Here is a 13,500-nt window from a genome sequence, read left to right on the forward strand (position 1 = left end):
ACAAGCCATGAAAATATTAATCATAGAAGACGAACTTCCATCAGCGAGACTACTCCAAAGAAAATTGGAGAACATGGGTTACACAGTATCTGCGGTACTGCAAACTGTCGAGGAATCTGTAGAATGGTTTATGTCAAATACTGAACCTGATCTACTTTTTTTGGATGTCCAACTGGCTGATGGGATTTCATTTGATATTCTCGAACAGGTTAAGCCAAGTGCGACTATTATTTTTACCACTGCATACGATGAATATATGTTACGTGCGTTTAAACAAAACAGCATTGATTACTTACTTAAGCCGATTGATGATGAAGAATTGAAAAATGCAGTTGAAAAATTCCTTCATTTTAGGCGACCCAATACCCATTTCGACCTAACATCGTTAGAAACTTTGTTTAGCAACGCTTTACCAACCTACAAGGAACGCTTTACAATAAAACTTGGCCAAAACATAAAACTAGTGACAACCCAGAATATTGAATGTATTTATAGTGAGAACAAAGGCACTTATCTTTATACAAATGAAAATGAAAATTATCTTTTGGATCAGACATTGGACGGTTTGGTACCGCAATTGTCCCCTAAAGATTTTTTCAGGATCAACAGAAGCACTATCGTTCAATTTGACGCCATCAAAAGTATTGCTGTACATTCCAATGCCCGGTTGAAAATATACCTTAAGCACTATACATCGGATGAGCTCATTGTTTCACGGGAAAGAGTCACCGCATTCAAGAAGTGGCTTGACAACTAGTCCAAAAGAGATTAAAAACACTGTAGCACAAGAAATTAAAAAAAAGAAACAGACCATAATCAAAAATGATCTTGGCAAACTAGGATTTTGGAGTATTTAATTAGGCTAATGAGACACAAAGAAAATCAAACTACATATTGATTCGATAATTTAGCGGAATACTGAATCGTAGAGATACTGCGAATCCCTTTATAGGATTATAATCTTTTTTGTCGTTGATTGAAAATCCATATCCCAAGTCAATATCCAATAAAGTCGCTAAGCTCAACCCAACTTTCGGTGTTATAGTATAAGGACTAAGTTCTGTACGAAAAAACGGAGTCAGAACATATGTTTGAGGATAATAAGTTACCGCAGCCTCAGGGATGATGGCAAATTTCTTTTGAGTCCAGGTAAAGTTGGCTGTAGCATCGGCTCGCAAAATATGATCACCAACAACGGGAAAAGCAAAATAAGCGCCACTTTTTACTATACTTCCCTTTTGAAATTGGTAGCTCAAGGTCGGGCCGATTAAGTAATCTTGTGCTCTAACACGTCCAATAAGTGCCAATAAGATAAATACAACGAGAAAAAGATAGGAAATCTTACTTTGCATGCTTCTATTAATAAATATGAAAATTAAGCGGAATATTGATACCGACCGACACAGTAAACCCTTCAATTGGCTTAAAGTTTTTCTTCGTGTTATAGTCAAATCCATAACCTATACCGAGATCGACAATAGAAAAGAGACTAGCTCCGACTTTAGGTGTTATTGTGTAAGGTGTGAGTTCAGCTTTCACAAAAGGGAACAGAACAAAATCATTTAGGTAATAGGTGAACCCCAATTCTGGAATGACAGTTGTTTTACCTCCCATCCAGCTGAAATTAGCGCCGGCATCAATTTTCATATATTGAAAATCATTAGGGGCAAACAATCCCCAGCCTGAAACTTTCAGAAAATTACCACTTTGATACTGATAACCTACGGAAGGTCCCCAAATCCATTTATTATGCTCCTTCCATGGTTGCTCTTGTGCCATGGAAGACATAGTAAACATAAAAATGATTGTAAATAACGATAATATTCTTAATTTCATCCAGCTAAATTACAAACTATAATCTAATTTTATGAATACAACAGGTACAGGTTAGAATAGTTTTAGTGAACAGAAAAATAATACAATCTAAGTATTCCGATCACTAAAAGTAGGGCTTAGCTGTTTTCTACTTTGGTAATATGCTAATTCTAATAAACTGTGCTTTTTCATTTAAAGCACCCTCATCCCCCCAATAGCCATTGATATGGTTAGCAGCGGTATAGATGCAACCATCGTTCCCCCAGAATATCAGTTCCTCCTTCCAAGTTGGCATCCACTCCTTAAACCTGACAAAAAGCATTGGTGAAACCTTCCCTTGTTTCACGTGGAAGAGCTGTAAGTCGCCCGTGGATTCATAAGGATCAGCCAGCAGAGTCATTAGGTAATTTTTATCCGATGAAAAGAAGGGGGAGGCACCACACTCCACAATTAAATGACCGTCTTGTTTGTCAAAAAGGCGTACATCAGAACTTTACCAATAATTCCCTTCCACTGCATAAGCATTTAGAAAATCATAATGCCCCTTGTACGAATACCGCTCTTCCAATTCACTATCGATACCTTATCCGTAAATATTAGTTTTTCCCCATTTTTCAAAGGCAGTTCCAATACCTTCCCATTTTTAAAATAAGACATGGTATCCTTTATCAAGTAGTCTTTCGAAGTTTTACGAGCTGCAGAAAAAGTTTGCTCATCGATCAATTCTAACCGGAGATATTTATCTAAAGAATGTCCCTTTTCATAATAGGTTTCTCGACCATTTATCGTAATAGAAATGATTAAGTTTAAATCTTTTGGTGATATTGTAATTTGGTCTTGTTTTCCCAGCTTCGAATTTGCGACATATACCTTTTCCCATCGCGTTACATCACCCTTTTCACCTTGTCCTCCTTTATAATCCCGTTGAATGCGATCCATGACGGCAACCCAATCCCCTTCTTCAGCAATAACATCGAGTTTGGTACCATAGGGATATTTCCCCAATACCGGCGCAGACTGATCAGGCCCCTGACGAAGTTCAACGCCTGACCGATCAACCACATAGCTGTTTTTTAAAACCTTCGTCTTTTCATAATCAATTGGCAAAGGAGGGAATTGCGTAGGGGTGATCGTATCCTTTACAGCTACTATTTTAACTATAGATGAATCTTTTGCACCTGTGCCTTTATCCTTTGTGTTGCGATCACAACTCAATGTTCCAATGGCTAAAGCTGATCCGATCAAGAGCAATAGTGGTAAAAATAACAGTCTATTCATAAACATCAAGTTAGCCAATCTTATGCCAAAAAAAATACTGGTTTTCAGGGATTATCTAAGAGTTAGTGATCACCAAAGCATCTATTTTAGCCATAAACTATTGCTCATATGATCTTCAAGAGGGTCATTTTGCAACAACACATGTACAGCCACAAACGCCCTTTGAAATGAGATATACAATTAACTGTTCATCCATAAATTTCTCAACTTGACCTGTAGACCAGCATTCGTTTTCCGCGCATGCAAGATCGTCCATACAATCGCCATAAAAACAGTAAAAAAACGAAAGAAATTGCTCCATACATTTCCAGCGGCATTGTCAGCAACATCAAAAATCATCCAGGCTAAATTCATAAAAATATGAAGTGCGATCGGGATCCATAGATTGAACTTCCATTCGACATACAACCACGAAAAAAGAATACCGCCGAAGAACGTAACGCCAAATATCAAAACCAATTCTACCAAATCCTGACTCTGATAAAGGTGCAGTAAGGCAAATAGGAATGACGTCGCAAAAATGGATGGAATGAACCCAAGTCGGGTATAGCGAAAAACTAAACCAAAAAAATAGGCACGAAAGATGATCTCTTCAAAGAATCCTGAAGATACACTATTTATTAATAGCGTGTTTGGATCTATTTTGCGATTTATGGTAAAAATACAGGCGTAACCCAAGAACATCGGCAAGGTTGTCATTAGCCCAAAAGAAATCCCTTGTAGAAAAGAACCATTTAACCCGAATTTTGTGAAGATTTTATCTGATTCTTTTGGCTTAAGCAGCATTGCTCCCAAAAATAGTGGTAAAAGGCTTATAGAATAAGCGAACACATGCCCTAAAAATCGGCTAGGAATATAGTTAATTAGAGTAGATTGCAGTGCGGAAAAGAACGAATAATCAAGAATAAAATATATTCCGAAAAAAAGAAATAGTAAGAGCAGGTTTAAATTTTTAGTTTTCATCTTTTTTTTAAGTGAAATTATGCTCCACTTTAGGAATACACAAAATTATGTGGTATACGTCAAGTTTTAGGGATGATTGACAACAGCGTAACTGGCCGTTGGTTATAAATAGGGTCGAACGGATTCAATTGCAGACCTTGAAACGATGGCGAAATCGTCAATATCTGCAAAACGCAACAAAAAACCTTGTGCATTTCTTTGCTTTACCAATACCTTTTCAAAGTTGACTAGATATGATCGGTGACACCGGTGGATAGCCCCCGTATGTAGAAGCTGAGACAAGTGCGTTAATGTTATTCGTATCATTTGCTTCTTCAGTGTATCATCTTTTCTGAAATAGATCATGCAATAATTGTCCATCGATTTTGCGAAAATAAAATCATCCGGCTGTAATGTTAATGTTTGGCTTCCATTTGGAATACTGACTAATGTCAAAAAATGACAATCATTACCTTGATTTGATATCGCATCTGAGTTTATCGGAATTACAACATTAAGCGGATTATTTTGTATAGGATGTGGACTATACCTGTTTATTCGAAGCAAAAAATAAATCGTTCCAATTGGACTATAGAGTGACAGTGTATAAAATCCAATATAAGGGAGGTTGCCCCACTGTAGAGGCGTACCATTAATAATCCAACCATGATAGATGAAATTACAAAAACTTGTCACTAGTAGTACAAGGGTAATGCGGAACAACTCCATAGCAATCGTTTCGATTTTTGTACGTAAGACAAGAGAAACTAGTATATATGCTGCAGATAATATTGCCCCATATCCGGATAACAAAACAAATTTATGGATATGATCAAAATTGTACGTTCCAAATGGTTGAAAAACGATCAGGAAGAGATAGGCTGATAAACCGAGCAAGAAAGACAAGGTGAACAGTTCTTTATTAGTACTGATCTTAGGAATTACACCACTTAAATAACTTCGAATGATTTTTTTATACATCATAATGGAATAAAATTAACTCTTTTCAAATGATTGCTAGCATTATTGACTCCTATTTACCTAAAAAGAGGAGTCGAGAGAAAATTTGTGCCGAAACATCTAAAATATATTAAATTTATAGTTTAACTTAGAAGATACTTTTCAAGCTGACATCAGTTCGTTGAAATCAAAATTTATTTTTCATATTATATATCACCGTAATTCTTCATACTATGCGTCTAGGTCAACTACTAACTCTATTTCTTTGTATAGTTTTTCTACAGGCTATCCAAGGTCAGGAGAAGCAGGTTTTAATAGAAAATGTCAAACTGATTGACTTTACGAGTCAAATGCTAACCTCTCCAAGGTATGTTTTAATAGAAGGAAGCACCATTCAGCACATAAGCGCGTCTCCAATTAAGGCGAAAGATAAGGATGTCATTCGAATTGACGGTAAAGGCAAAACCCTCATGCCGGGTTTGATTGACGCCCATGTACATTTGGTATTTGGCGCTTTGACAATGCCACAGATGATGACAAATGACTTATCGGAAGAATTTTTGTTCAATACAGTAGGCGGTTCGGCTCAACAGATGTTAATGCGTGGTTTTACAAGCGTACGAGATGTCGGTGGTCCAATATTCCCATTAAAAGCTGCCATTGATAAGGGCAAACTTTTGGGACCTAGGATATGGCCATCTGGGGCTACGATAAGCCAGACGGCAGGGCATGGGGACTTTCGTACTCCTGAGGAAAAATCACGCCGCTTTTTTGGAGTAGTCTCTCGTGCAGAACGATATGGTGCCACATTTATCGCCGACGGGCGTGCCGAGGTATTGACTGCAGTGAGAGAAAATTTGAGATTTGGAGCGAGTCAAATTAAACTCATGGCAGGCGGGGGCACTTCTTCTGCATACGATCCAGTAGATGTAACCCAATATACTCTTGACGAGATGAAGGCGGCAGTGGAAGCGGCAGAAGATTGGGGAACTTATGTCACCGTACATGCTTATACACCAAGAGCGATTCAAAGAGCGATCGAAGCTGGCGTAAGATGTATCGAACATGGACAATTGCTTGACGAAGAAACGTTGCAGCTAATCGCAAAAAACAATATATGGCTAAGTTTACAAAATCTTGTGGAAGATACGCCGGATATGGATCCGCAACGAAGAATTAAGCGTAAGCCTGTCATAGAAGGTCAGGAAAAAGTGTGGCCTATGGCTAAAAAATATGGCGTAAAACTAGCTTGGGGTACAGATTTCCTTTTTGAACCTGATCTGAATAAATTGCAGAATGCTTTTATATTGCGACTTCAAAAGTGGTTTACAAATGTCGAAATCATTAAAATGGTTACACACGATAATGGTGAACTTCTACAGCTTTCAGGATTAAGAAGTCCATATCCGGGCAAACTAGGAAGTGTTGAGGAAGGCGCGCTGGCAGATCTCATCCTTGTTGATGGTGACCCGCTCAAGGATCTAAAATTGTTGGCAGATCCAGATAAAAACTTTTTGGTAATTATGAAAGATGGTCAGATTTATAAAAATACCCTGCAGAAACATTAATGCTGTGAGGTGGACATTATGATGTCAAAAATATAATTTAATAAGACAATAAAATATTTTCGATGAAATCAGTTAAAATAGGTAATTTTTGCCTATGTAGATGAAAAAAATCGAACAATTTCATCATGGAGAAGTACAGATAATTTCTTTAAGATATAAATTATTTGAAGAATAAACAGCTTTGCATTTAATTGATTAGATTTGCGTTTAAACGATAAATCAAGCATTCGGTGGCATTATTATTCAACGAAGGACGTCCAGTAGTAAGACTAAGAGCATTTCGGGCTATCGACGATCCCCAAACCTGTGAACGTTTCATAGAAGGACACGCGCATGTATTAACTGCTATAGGCGTAAAAAAGGTGACTTCCTCCAAAAATGACTGGATGTATAATCCAGCATCATTCGTGCTGATCGTAGAATCCCTTGATGGCGACAAAGTCTATGGAGGAGTACGCATACACGTATCTGGTGGTAGCGAACCTCTTCCGATTGAACAAGCAACCGGATCGATGGATGCTAAAATTTTAGATCTTGTTTATGAGCACGCGCAACAGGGAACAGGTGAAGGTTGTGGGCTATGGAACTCGCGAGAGATTGCTGGATACGGAATTGGTAGCATATTTCTAACACGGGCTGGAGCTGCAATCAGTACACAGGTCGGCATTAAATCGCTATTTGCTTTATGCGCTCCTTATACAGTGAAATTGGCAGAAAGTGTTGGCTACAGGATCGACACCAGTGTTGGAAATAATGGTACATTTTATTACCCTAAGCTGGACCTGCTTGCAACGGTGATGATTATGCGAAACCTAGAAACCCTAACAGAAGCCGATCAAGAAAACAAAGATGCAATTCTTTCCCTTCGTAATAATTCCAATATTGTCCGCATAGAAACTTTGCGGAATAAAGAAATTGAAATCCATTATCAAATTGATATTCCGAATTTGAATCAATGGGATCTAAATGAGATTATTAAAAACCTGAAACATACATCATTAGACCATAGGCCAGATGATCGTAATTTAAATATTTTGTGATGGACAATAAGCATTATAATGCCGGATACTTGATGGATACCGGTGATTTTCTTAAACAATTGAAAATACATTCATACACTCCTTTTAATTCGATTAAAGAGGGTGTGGTTGTCGATCTTGGTTGTGGCACTGGAATGGATGCCATCAACTTGGCGAACATGCTGGGTGATAATGTACTAGTCGTTGGTTTAGATCATGATAACAACCTAATAGAGCATGCGAAATCAAGCGCTGCAAACATAAAAAATGTGGACTTCGTTCAAGGTGAGGTTTACAACCTTAGCTTTGCAGACAATTCCATCTCCGGTATTAGAATGGAACGCGTTGTACAACATCTATCGGAAGCACAAAAAATGTTTGCCGAGGTTCACCGTGTTTTGATTGAGGGCAAACCTCTGGTTATCGTTGAGACCATCTGGAATAGTCTGACATTCTATAGCAAACACGTGAGTATTGAGGCAAAAATATGCCATTATTTGACCGATGAAAAAGTTAATAATGGCTGGGCCGGAAATAAATTAACCTCAGATCTATTAATAGAAGGTTTTAAACATGTAGAATTGCAAACATTTTGTATGGTGGCCCGCTCGAAAGAGGAAGCTAATCGTTATCTATTTTTAGATAAAATCCTTTTAGAAATGGTCGAAAAAGAGCAATTGAGCACCGCCGAGATGGAGGAATTTCAAAAAACATTGGATCAAGCTGACGAAGCTGGCTGCTTCCTTGTCTCTATGAATTTAGTTATCGCCGAAGCAAAAAAATAGCATATTGTGATGAGATGCTGGCTTAACCTAATTTTCCTATTGATCTGCACATATAGCTTTGGTGAGGTTATTATAGAACACCCAACGCAGCGTTTATTGATCGGATATGGCCTAGAGCGCTACGAAGGCAATGGACGGCCTGACTTTTCAGATACTTCGGATTCATCCTTCCGACCTTTGGGAAGCAAAGTCCCCAATTTAGGTACGTCATCGTCTGATATCTGGCTCCGGTTGCCGATGATAAATAAGGGCAAAGATAAACTTGAGCTACTCCTCGAGATCGCCTATCCTCTTCTTGACGAGGTCGAATTATTTATTCCATCATCAGATGGGAGTTATAAATCGATCAAGTTGGGAGAACATCGCCCTTTTTCGGCTAGAAAGTATAAGGTACCCAATTACGCATTTGACATTCAATTAACAGGGAATAAGAAAACCATATTTTTTATTCGAGTTAAGAGTACCGAACAGATTATTCTACCAATCTATTTAAGTAACGAACGAAGTTTCTTAAAAGAAATGAATGATGATAGCTTATTAAGCGGTATTTATATCGGAATTGTCTGCATTATGGCAATATATAATTTATTTTTATTTTTCTCTGTTCGGGAGAGGGGATATCTATATTATGTACTATATGTTCTTTGTGCAGGAATAACACAAATGGGAATTAAAGGTTACAGTTTTCAATATTTATGGCCAAATTGGACTTATTTCGCAACAAAAGGGCCGATTATTTTTGGATGTCTATCAGGATTATGTGCCTTACTTTTTGCAGATTCATTCCTCCAATTATCCAAAAATGCCCCTAGATCACGCCGTGTGATCACATTTTTCATCGTCCTCTTTGTCATTGGCGCAATTCTAACACTGCTAAACCTTACCCAACTGGCATTTACAGTGATGCAATTAACAACGGGAGCGGGGTCTTTATTCGTCCTTTACTTATCCTACCGCGTGATGATAAATGGTTATAAGCCCGCTAAATATTTTGTTTATGGTTGGACGGTTTTACTGTTGGGCTCAGTAGTATTCTTACTAAAGGACTATGGCATCCTACAGTACAACGATTTTACAAGCAACGCTGTACAAATTGCTTCCGTTGTTGAAATGGCTCTATTATCATTCGGTCTAGCTTATAGTATCAATATCTTAAAAGAAGAGAAAGAAGCCTCGCAAGTCAGGGAATTAGCGATTTCATTAGAAAACGAAAGATTGATACGCGAGCAAAACATAGTGTTGGAACAGAAAGTGGATGAGCGTACACGTGAATTGACACAATCTAACGAGTCTCTACAAACCACGCTTACGCACCTGAAGGAAACACAATCTCAGCTTGTTGAGGCAGAAAAGATGGCGTCCCTTGGTCAGTTGACAGCTGGGGTTGCTCATGAAATCAATAACCCTATCAATTTTGTTACATCGAATGTTGCCCCATTAAAACGTGACATAAAGATGATCTGGGAAACACTGGAGGAAGTGGAACGTATCGCCTTTAAAGAAGGTATATCGGATACAGAAAAACAAATTCAGATCAAAAAATTTAAAGACGATCTAGATATTGATTATTTAAAAACAGAAGTGGATTTTCTATTAAAAGGTATGCACGATGGAGCTCACCGTACCGCGGAAATAGTCAAAAGTTTACGGATTTTTTCTCGTGTGGATGAGGATACATTAAAATTTGCCGATCTAAATGAGGGACTTGAATCAACGATGGTTATTCTCAATAGTCTATTGAATAACACAATAGAGGTTGATAAGATCTATGGAAATATGCCAAAAGTAGAATGTCATGCAGGTAAACTTAATCAAGTATTTCTAAATATTGTTACAAATGCTATTTATGCTGTAAATAAAAAATTCAATCATGAAGTTGGTGGAAAAATAAGTCTTGAGACCGGAGTTTATAGCGATGACAGTTCGGTTTTTATTAAAATCGCCGATAATGGTATTGGTATTCCAAAAGAAATTCATGAACGCATCTTTGAACCATTTTTTACAACGAAAGACGTCGGCGAGGGCACTGGTCTGGGAATGTCCATTGCCTACAATACTATTGCAAAACATCATGGTCGGATTGTTGTAGATTCAGAAGTGGGACAGGGTACAAGTTTTACACTAATCATTCCCATTCAACAAAATGATTAGTGTAACTATAAACTTAAAATAGTCAATTAACTATTATTTTTTCATATCTTTTGTAAGGGAATAAAACCATATAATAAAATTATGCAGAGTGAGTTTGAAATACTATATATCGATGACGAAGCCAACAATTTAGTTAGCTTTAAAGCGAACTTTAGATACGATTATACGATCTATACAGCATCGAACACAACTGAAGCTGAAAAGATACTTCATACTCATCCGGATATCCGTATTATCTTCTGCGATCAGCGTATGCCTGATGAGATGGGCATCGATTTTTTACACCGCATAAAAAAAGACTTTCCAAAGCCAATCCGTATTCTTCTAACAGCTTACGCCAATATGGAAACTGTAATTGAAGCAGTCAATAAAGGACATATATTTAGATTTGTCCGCAAACCCTGGATGAATGAAGAGATTGTTTCGGCTATAGAAGAGGCAAATAAATTTTATGTTGCAAACTCCATGCTTGAGGTAAAAAATCGCGAGCTACAAAAAGCTTATGATGAATTAGATAAGTTTGCTTATAGCGTTAGCCACGACCTTCGTGATCCGTTGACCGGAGTTCTTTCCGCTGTGAAACTTGGACTGGAGTTTGACAGCGTAGATCGAATTCATGAGTTGCTCGCGCTAATGGATAGTTCATTAGTTAGTTTGGACGCTTACATTGACAGCCTACGCGACTATTATTTACTAAGACGAGGCGAGCTCCTGCTGTCCGAGATAAATTTTGAAGAACTCTTTGGCAATATACGTCAATTTTATAGTATGTATACGCAAAATAAAGAGGTCGCTTTTGAAATTTTAGTGGATCAAAAGGAGAATTTTAATGGAGACAAGGCGCTTCTTGAACTCATTTTACATAATCTTCTTTCTAATGCTTTTAAATACCAAAGTAAGGGGCAAGAGAATCAGTTTGTCAAGCTTTCTGTTTTGGTATCAGAACGTAAAGCGAAAATAGTTGTGAGCGACAATGGAATAGGGATATCGCCAGAGTATGTTGACGATATATTCAAACTATTCTTCAGAGCTAGTGATCAAGCTAAAGGGATGGGGTTTGGACTCTATAATGTTCAAAATGCACTCTTGAAGCTCCAGGGAAAAATTGAAGTGCAATCACAACTCAATCAAGGTACGACCTTTACTGTCGTCATACCGAGCAAATAAGCCTTTTACAGTTGACCATCATAGACGATGGAAAGCTTATCAAACTACGAGAAAACATCAACAAGCTTAAAAGATTACTTTCCTAAACTTATCTTATTTTTACGAAAGTAGCTTTTGGCGTAACAAAAATTCCAATTGGTCGTTAGAAGTCTCTAGCTGAGAATTTGTCTCCACAATCTTTTGACGTTCTGCATATACATCATAAGCGCGCTGAATCGTCTGATCGAGTTCCTCTTCGCTCCAAGGCTTATTGAGATAATGAAAGATTTTTCCTTTATTAACGGCGTCAACAACAGCAGCCATATCCGTATATCCTGTCAAAAGAATACGCATAGGGGCGGCATTAATTTTAATAATCTGCTCCAAAAACTCTACACCAGTCATTTCTGGCATACGTTGATCCGTAATAATAATGTGTATTTGATTGTTTTTGACAATATCGATTGCATCAGCGCCACTAATGGCGGTAAATACGGTATACTTTAGCCGAAATGTCGCTTTAAAAGAAAACAAATTGTTTTCTTCATCATCAACGTACAATATCGAAATCTTCTTGTCTTCCATAAGCTTATCTTCTGAAATACAAATTTACGCAATTAATTTCCTGAATTAATAACAGATTAAAGAGTTTTATGTTTTCCGAGCAGAAAATATTCGATGACCAATACGATAAGCGGATCTCATAGCCAAATTTTATAACCTCCCCACGCTACTAATAACATGAAGTTAATAACTGAAATAAGTAAATTATCAAGGTTGTTTAGCAATAAAAAAAGCCATCCTACGTACGTAAAACGGCTTTTTTGGAAGTGACCCCGCTGAGGCTCGAACTCAGGACCCACAGATTAAGAGTCTGTTGCTCTACCAACTGAGCTACGAAGTCATTCGATAGACCAAATGTAAGGTTCAACGCAGAAAAAGTCAAGTGAAAAAGAATATTTTTTTGACTTTTATGACATTCAAGGGAGATTGTTAATGCATTTGTAATAATCAAGCGAGCCGTATAAAGAGTCTCTATACCTTAATTCGTCTTCCGCTCCATATTGTGCTTCGTCTTTGGAACAGTTATCTTTCCCATGATCATTGGCCTAACTTCCATTTCTATTGGTTTATCCAAATGCATTTGATTCCCATTTTTCAATGGAACCACCACCGTTTTATACCCTAACATTTGTGCACGGAGCTCTTGATTTACCCCAAGTAGCGATCGTGGTACCCAAAGCTGAAAATTCCCTTTATCATCCACTTCAGTACCATAATTTCCTAAAGAGACCGTTGTTCCCGCCATACTCACATCACTTCCCGCACAAACCACACGACCTTTTATGCTAACCTTAGCACTATAGGCGCTGTCCTTTGATACTTTGCTATCGTTTGTTAACACGTCGATGTGGCCTTGCTCTTTAACCTTATTGATTCCCATCGCAGACTGTACAACGACTACTTCCCCCGTCAATTTGTTTTGTGCCTGAGCCGTATAAAGACTCAACGATCCGACCAACATGAATCCCGCTGCGATTCCTGTCCACCCACCGCGCCAAATAGGGTTTTTAGCAAAGGAAACATGCGCATCTAATTCGCGCATTAATTGGTCTTCATAAAATCTCCCACATAACCTTCTATTAGAGTTCTTTATTTCATTTACAATCTCCTGATCATCCATCTGAGAAAAATCAACAACGATCTTCTTACATTGACCACAGAAACGGCCTTGCTCCTGTGGAGTCATCTTATCCCAATCTGCCGAGCAAGCCTCTTTTACCTCTAAAAAAATCTTTTTCATATTATCTCCTGTTTAGTTTTTTGGAAGGGATG

Annotated in this window: 14 protein-coding genes and 1 tRNA gene; 6 read left to right on the forward strand and 9 right to left on the reverse strand. The window is 37.9% G+C overall.

Annotated elements, in window-relative coordinates:
- The first annotated feature begins 7 nt into the window (after positions 1-7).
- Positions 8-757, forward strand: coding sequence for a LytR/AlgR family response regulator transcription factor (locus B2W36_RS03700; RefSeq protein ID WP_293886467.1), 750 nt, complete (start codon positions 8-10; stop codon positions 755-757).
- A gap of 130 nt (positions 758-887) precedes the next feature.
- Here B2W36_RS03700 and B2W36_RS03705 read toward each other — a convergent pair whose 3' ends face one another.
- The 6 genes from B2W36_RS03705 to B2W36_RS03730 form a co-directional block, all read right to left on the reverse strand.
- Positions 888-1,352, reverse strand: a complete 465-nt coding sequence (locus B2W36_RS03705) for a hypothetical protein (RefSeq protein ID WP_293886468.1) — start codon at positions 1,350-1,352, stop codon at positions 888-890.
- Between the two features lie 7 nt (positions 1,353-1,359).
- Positions 1,360-1,779: a hypothetical protein gene (locus B2W36_RS03710; protein ID WP_293886469.1), complete on the reverse strand. Its 420-nt coding sequence runs from the start codon at positions 1,777-1,779 to the stop codon at positions 1,360-1,362.
- A gap of 184 nt (positions 1,780-1,963) precedes the next feature.
- Positions 1,964-2,215, reverse strand: coding sequence for a hypothetical protein (locus tag B2W36_RS03715; RefSeq protein ID WP_293886470.1), 252 nt, complete (start codon positions 2,213-2,215; stop codon positions 1,964-1,966).
- Positions 2,216-2,340: 125 nt separating this feature from the next.
- Positions 2,341-3,093, reverse strand: coding sequence for an SH3 domain-containing protein (locus B2W36_RS03720; RefSeq protein WP_293886471.1), 753 nt, complete (start codon positions 3,091-3,093; stop codon positions 2,341-2,343).
- Positions 3,094-3,273: 180 nt separating this feature from the next.
- On the reverse strand, positions 3,274-4,056 hold the full coding sequence (locus B2W36_RS03725; protein WP_293886472.1) for a CPBP family intramembrane glutamic endopeptidase: 783 nt from the start codon (positions 4,054-4,056) through the stop codon (positions 3,274-3,276).
- Between the two features lie 102 nt (positions 4,057-4,158).
- Entirely contained in the window at positions 4,159-5,019 is an 861-nt protein-coding gene (locus B2W36_RS03730; RefSeq protein ID WP_293886473.1) for a LytTR family DNA-binding domain-containing protein, read from the reverse strand.
- A 209-nt stretch (positions 5,020-5,228) separates the two neighbouring features.
- Here B2W36_RS03730 and B2W36_RS03735 point away from each other — a divergent pair, with 209 nt between their 5' ends.
- The 5 genes from B2W36_RS03735 to B2W36_RS03755 all read left to right on the forward strand — a co-directional run bounded on the left by B2W36_RS03735 (position 5,229) and on the right by B2W36_RS03755 (position 11,685).
- Positions 5,229-6,563 carry a metal-dependent hydrolase family protein gene (locus B2W36_RS03735; RefSeq protein ID WP_293886474.1) on the forward strand — a complete coding sequence of 445 codons (1,335 nt, stop codon included), beginning with the start codon at positions 5,229-5,231 and terminating at the stop codon, positions 6,561-6,563.
- A 230-nt stretch (positions 6,564-6,793) separates the two neighbouring features.
- Positions 6,794-7,603, forward strand: coding sequence for a hypothetical protein (locus B2W36_RS03740; protein WP_293886475.1), 810 nt, complete (start codon positions 6,794-6,796; stop codon positions 7,601-7,603).
- Positions 7,603-8,367 (forward strand): methyltransferase domain-containing protein, encoded by a 765-nt coding sequence (locus B2W36_RS03745; protein WP_293886476.1) that lies wholly within the window; start codon positions 7,603-7,605, stop codon positions 8,365-8,367. The genes B2W36_RS03740 and B2W36_RS03745 overlap by 1 nt, the downstream gene beginning before the upstream one ends.
- Positions 8,368-8,376: 9 nt before the next feature.
- Positions 8,377-10,518 (forward strand): sensor histidine kinase, encoded by a 2,142-nt coding sequence (locus tag B2W36_RS03750; RefSeq protein WP_293886477.1) that lies wholly within the window; start codon positions 8,377-8,379, stop codon positions 10,516-10,518.
- A gap of 81 nt (positions 10,519-10,599) precedes the next feature.
- The gene (locus B2W36_RS03755) at positions 10,600-11,685 is read left to right on the forward strand and encodes a hybrid sensor histidine kinase/response regulator (protein ID WP_293886478.1); all 1,086 of its coding nucleotides are present in this window, start codon (positions 10,600-10,602) and stop codon (positions 11,683-11,685) included.
- A gap of 99 nt (positions 11,686-11,784) precedes the next feature.
- Here B2W36_RS03755 and B2W36_RS03760 read toward each other — a convergent pair whose 3' ends face one another.
- The 3 genes from B2W36_RS03760 to B2W36_RS03770 all read right to left on the reverse strand — a co-directional run bounded on the left by B2W36_RS03760 (position 11,785) and on the right by B2W36_RS03770 (position 13,468).
- Positions 11,785-12,249 carry a response regulator gene (locus B2W36_RS03760; RefSeq protein WP_209576897.1) on the reverse strand — a complete coding sequence of 155 codons (465 nt, stop codon included), beginning with the start codon at positions 12,247-12,249 and terminating at the stop codon, positions 11,785-11,787.
- A gap of 246 nt (positions 12,250-12,495) precedes the next feature.
- A tRNA-Lys gene (locus B2W36_RS03765) sits at positions 12,496-12,568 on the reverse strand.
- Between the two features lie 138 nt (positions 12,569-12,706).
- Positions 12,707-13,468: a hypothetical protein gene (locus tag B2W36_RS03770; protein ID WP_293886479.1), complete on the reverse strand. Its 762-nt coding sequence runs from the start codon at positions 13,466-13,468 to the stop codon at positions 12,707-12,709.
- Positions 13,469-13,500: the final 32 nt, after the last annotated feature.

Source organism: Sphingobacterium sp. UBA3549 (assembly GCF_002376635.1).
Classification (GTDB): domain Bacteria; phylum Bacteroidota; class Bacteroidia; order Sphingobacteriales; family Sphingobacteriaceae; genus Sphingobacterium.

Excerpts from the sequence above, each read along its gene's own strand:
- B2W36_RS03700 (WP_293886467.1), top strand. The coding sequence starts at position 8 with ATGAAAATATTAATCATAGAAGACGAACTTCCATCAGCGAGACTACTC.
- B2W36_RS03705 (WP_293886468.1), bottom strand. The coding sequence starts at position 1,352 with ATGCAAAGTAAGATTTCCTATCTTTTTCTCGTTGTATTTATCTTATTG.
- B2W36_RS03710 (WP_293886469.1), bottom strand. The coding sequence starts at position 1,779 with ATGGCACAAGAGCAACCATGGAAGGAGCATAATAAATGGATTTGGGGA.
- B2W36_RS03715 (WP_293886470.1), bottom strand. The coding sequence starts at position 2,215 with ATGACTCTGCTGGCTGATCCTTATGAATCCACGGGCGACTTACAGCTC.
- B2W36_RS03720 (WP_293886471.1), bottom strand. The coding sequence starts at position 3,093 with ATGAATAGACTGTTATTTTTACCACTATTGCTCTTGATCGGATCAGCT.
- B2W36_RS03725 (WP_293886472.1), bottom strand. The coding sequence starts at position 4,056 with ATGAAAACTAAAAATTTAAACCTGCTCTTACTATTTCTTTTTTTCGGA.
- B2W36_RS03730 (WP_293886473.1), bottom strand. The coding sequence starts at position 5,019 with ATGATGTATAAAAAAATCATTCGAAGTTATTTAAGTGGTGTAATTCCT.
- B2W36_RS03735 (WP_293886474.1), top strand. The coding sequence starts at position 5,229 with ATGCGTCTAGGTCAACTACTAACTCTATTTCTTTGTATAGTTTTTCTA.
- B2W36_RS03745 (WP_293886476.1), top strand. The coding sequence starts at position 7,603 with ATGGACAATAAGCATTATAATGCCGGATACTTGATGGATACCGGTGAT.
- B2W36_RS03750 (WP_293886477.1), top strand. The coding sequence starts at position 8,377 with ATGAGATGCTGGCTTAACCTAATTTTCCTATTGATCTGCACATATAGC.
- B2W36_RS03755 (WP_293886478.1), top strand. The coding sequence starts at position 10,600 with ATGCAGAGTGAGTTTGAAATACTATATATCGATGACGAAGCCAACAAT.
- B2W36_RS03760 (WP_209576897.1), bottom strand. The coding sequence starts at position 12,249 with ATGGAAGACAAGAAGATTTCGATATTGTACGTTGATGATGAAGAAAAC.
- B2W36_RS03770 (WP_293886479.1), bottom strand. The coding sequence starts at position 13,468 with ATGAAAAAGATTTTTTTAGAGGTAAAAGAGGCTTGCTCGGCAGATTGG.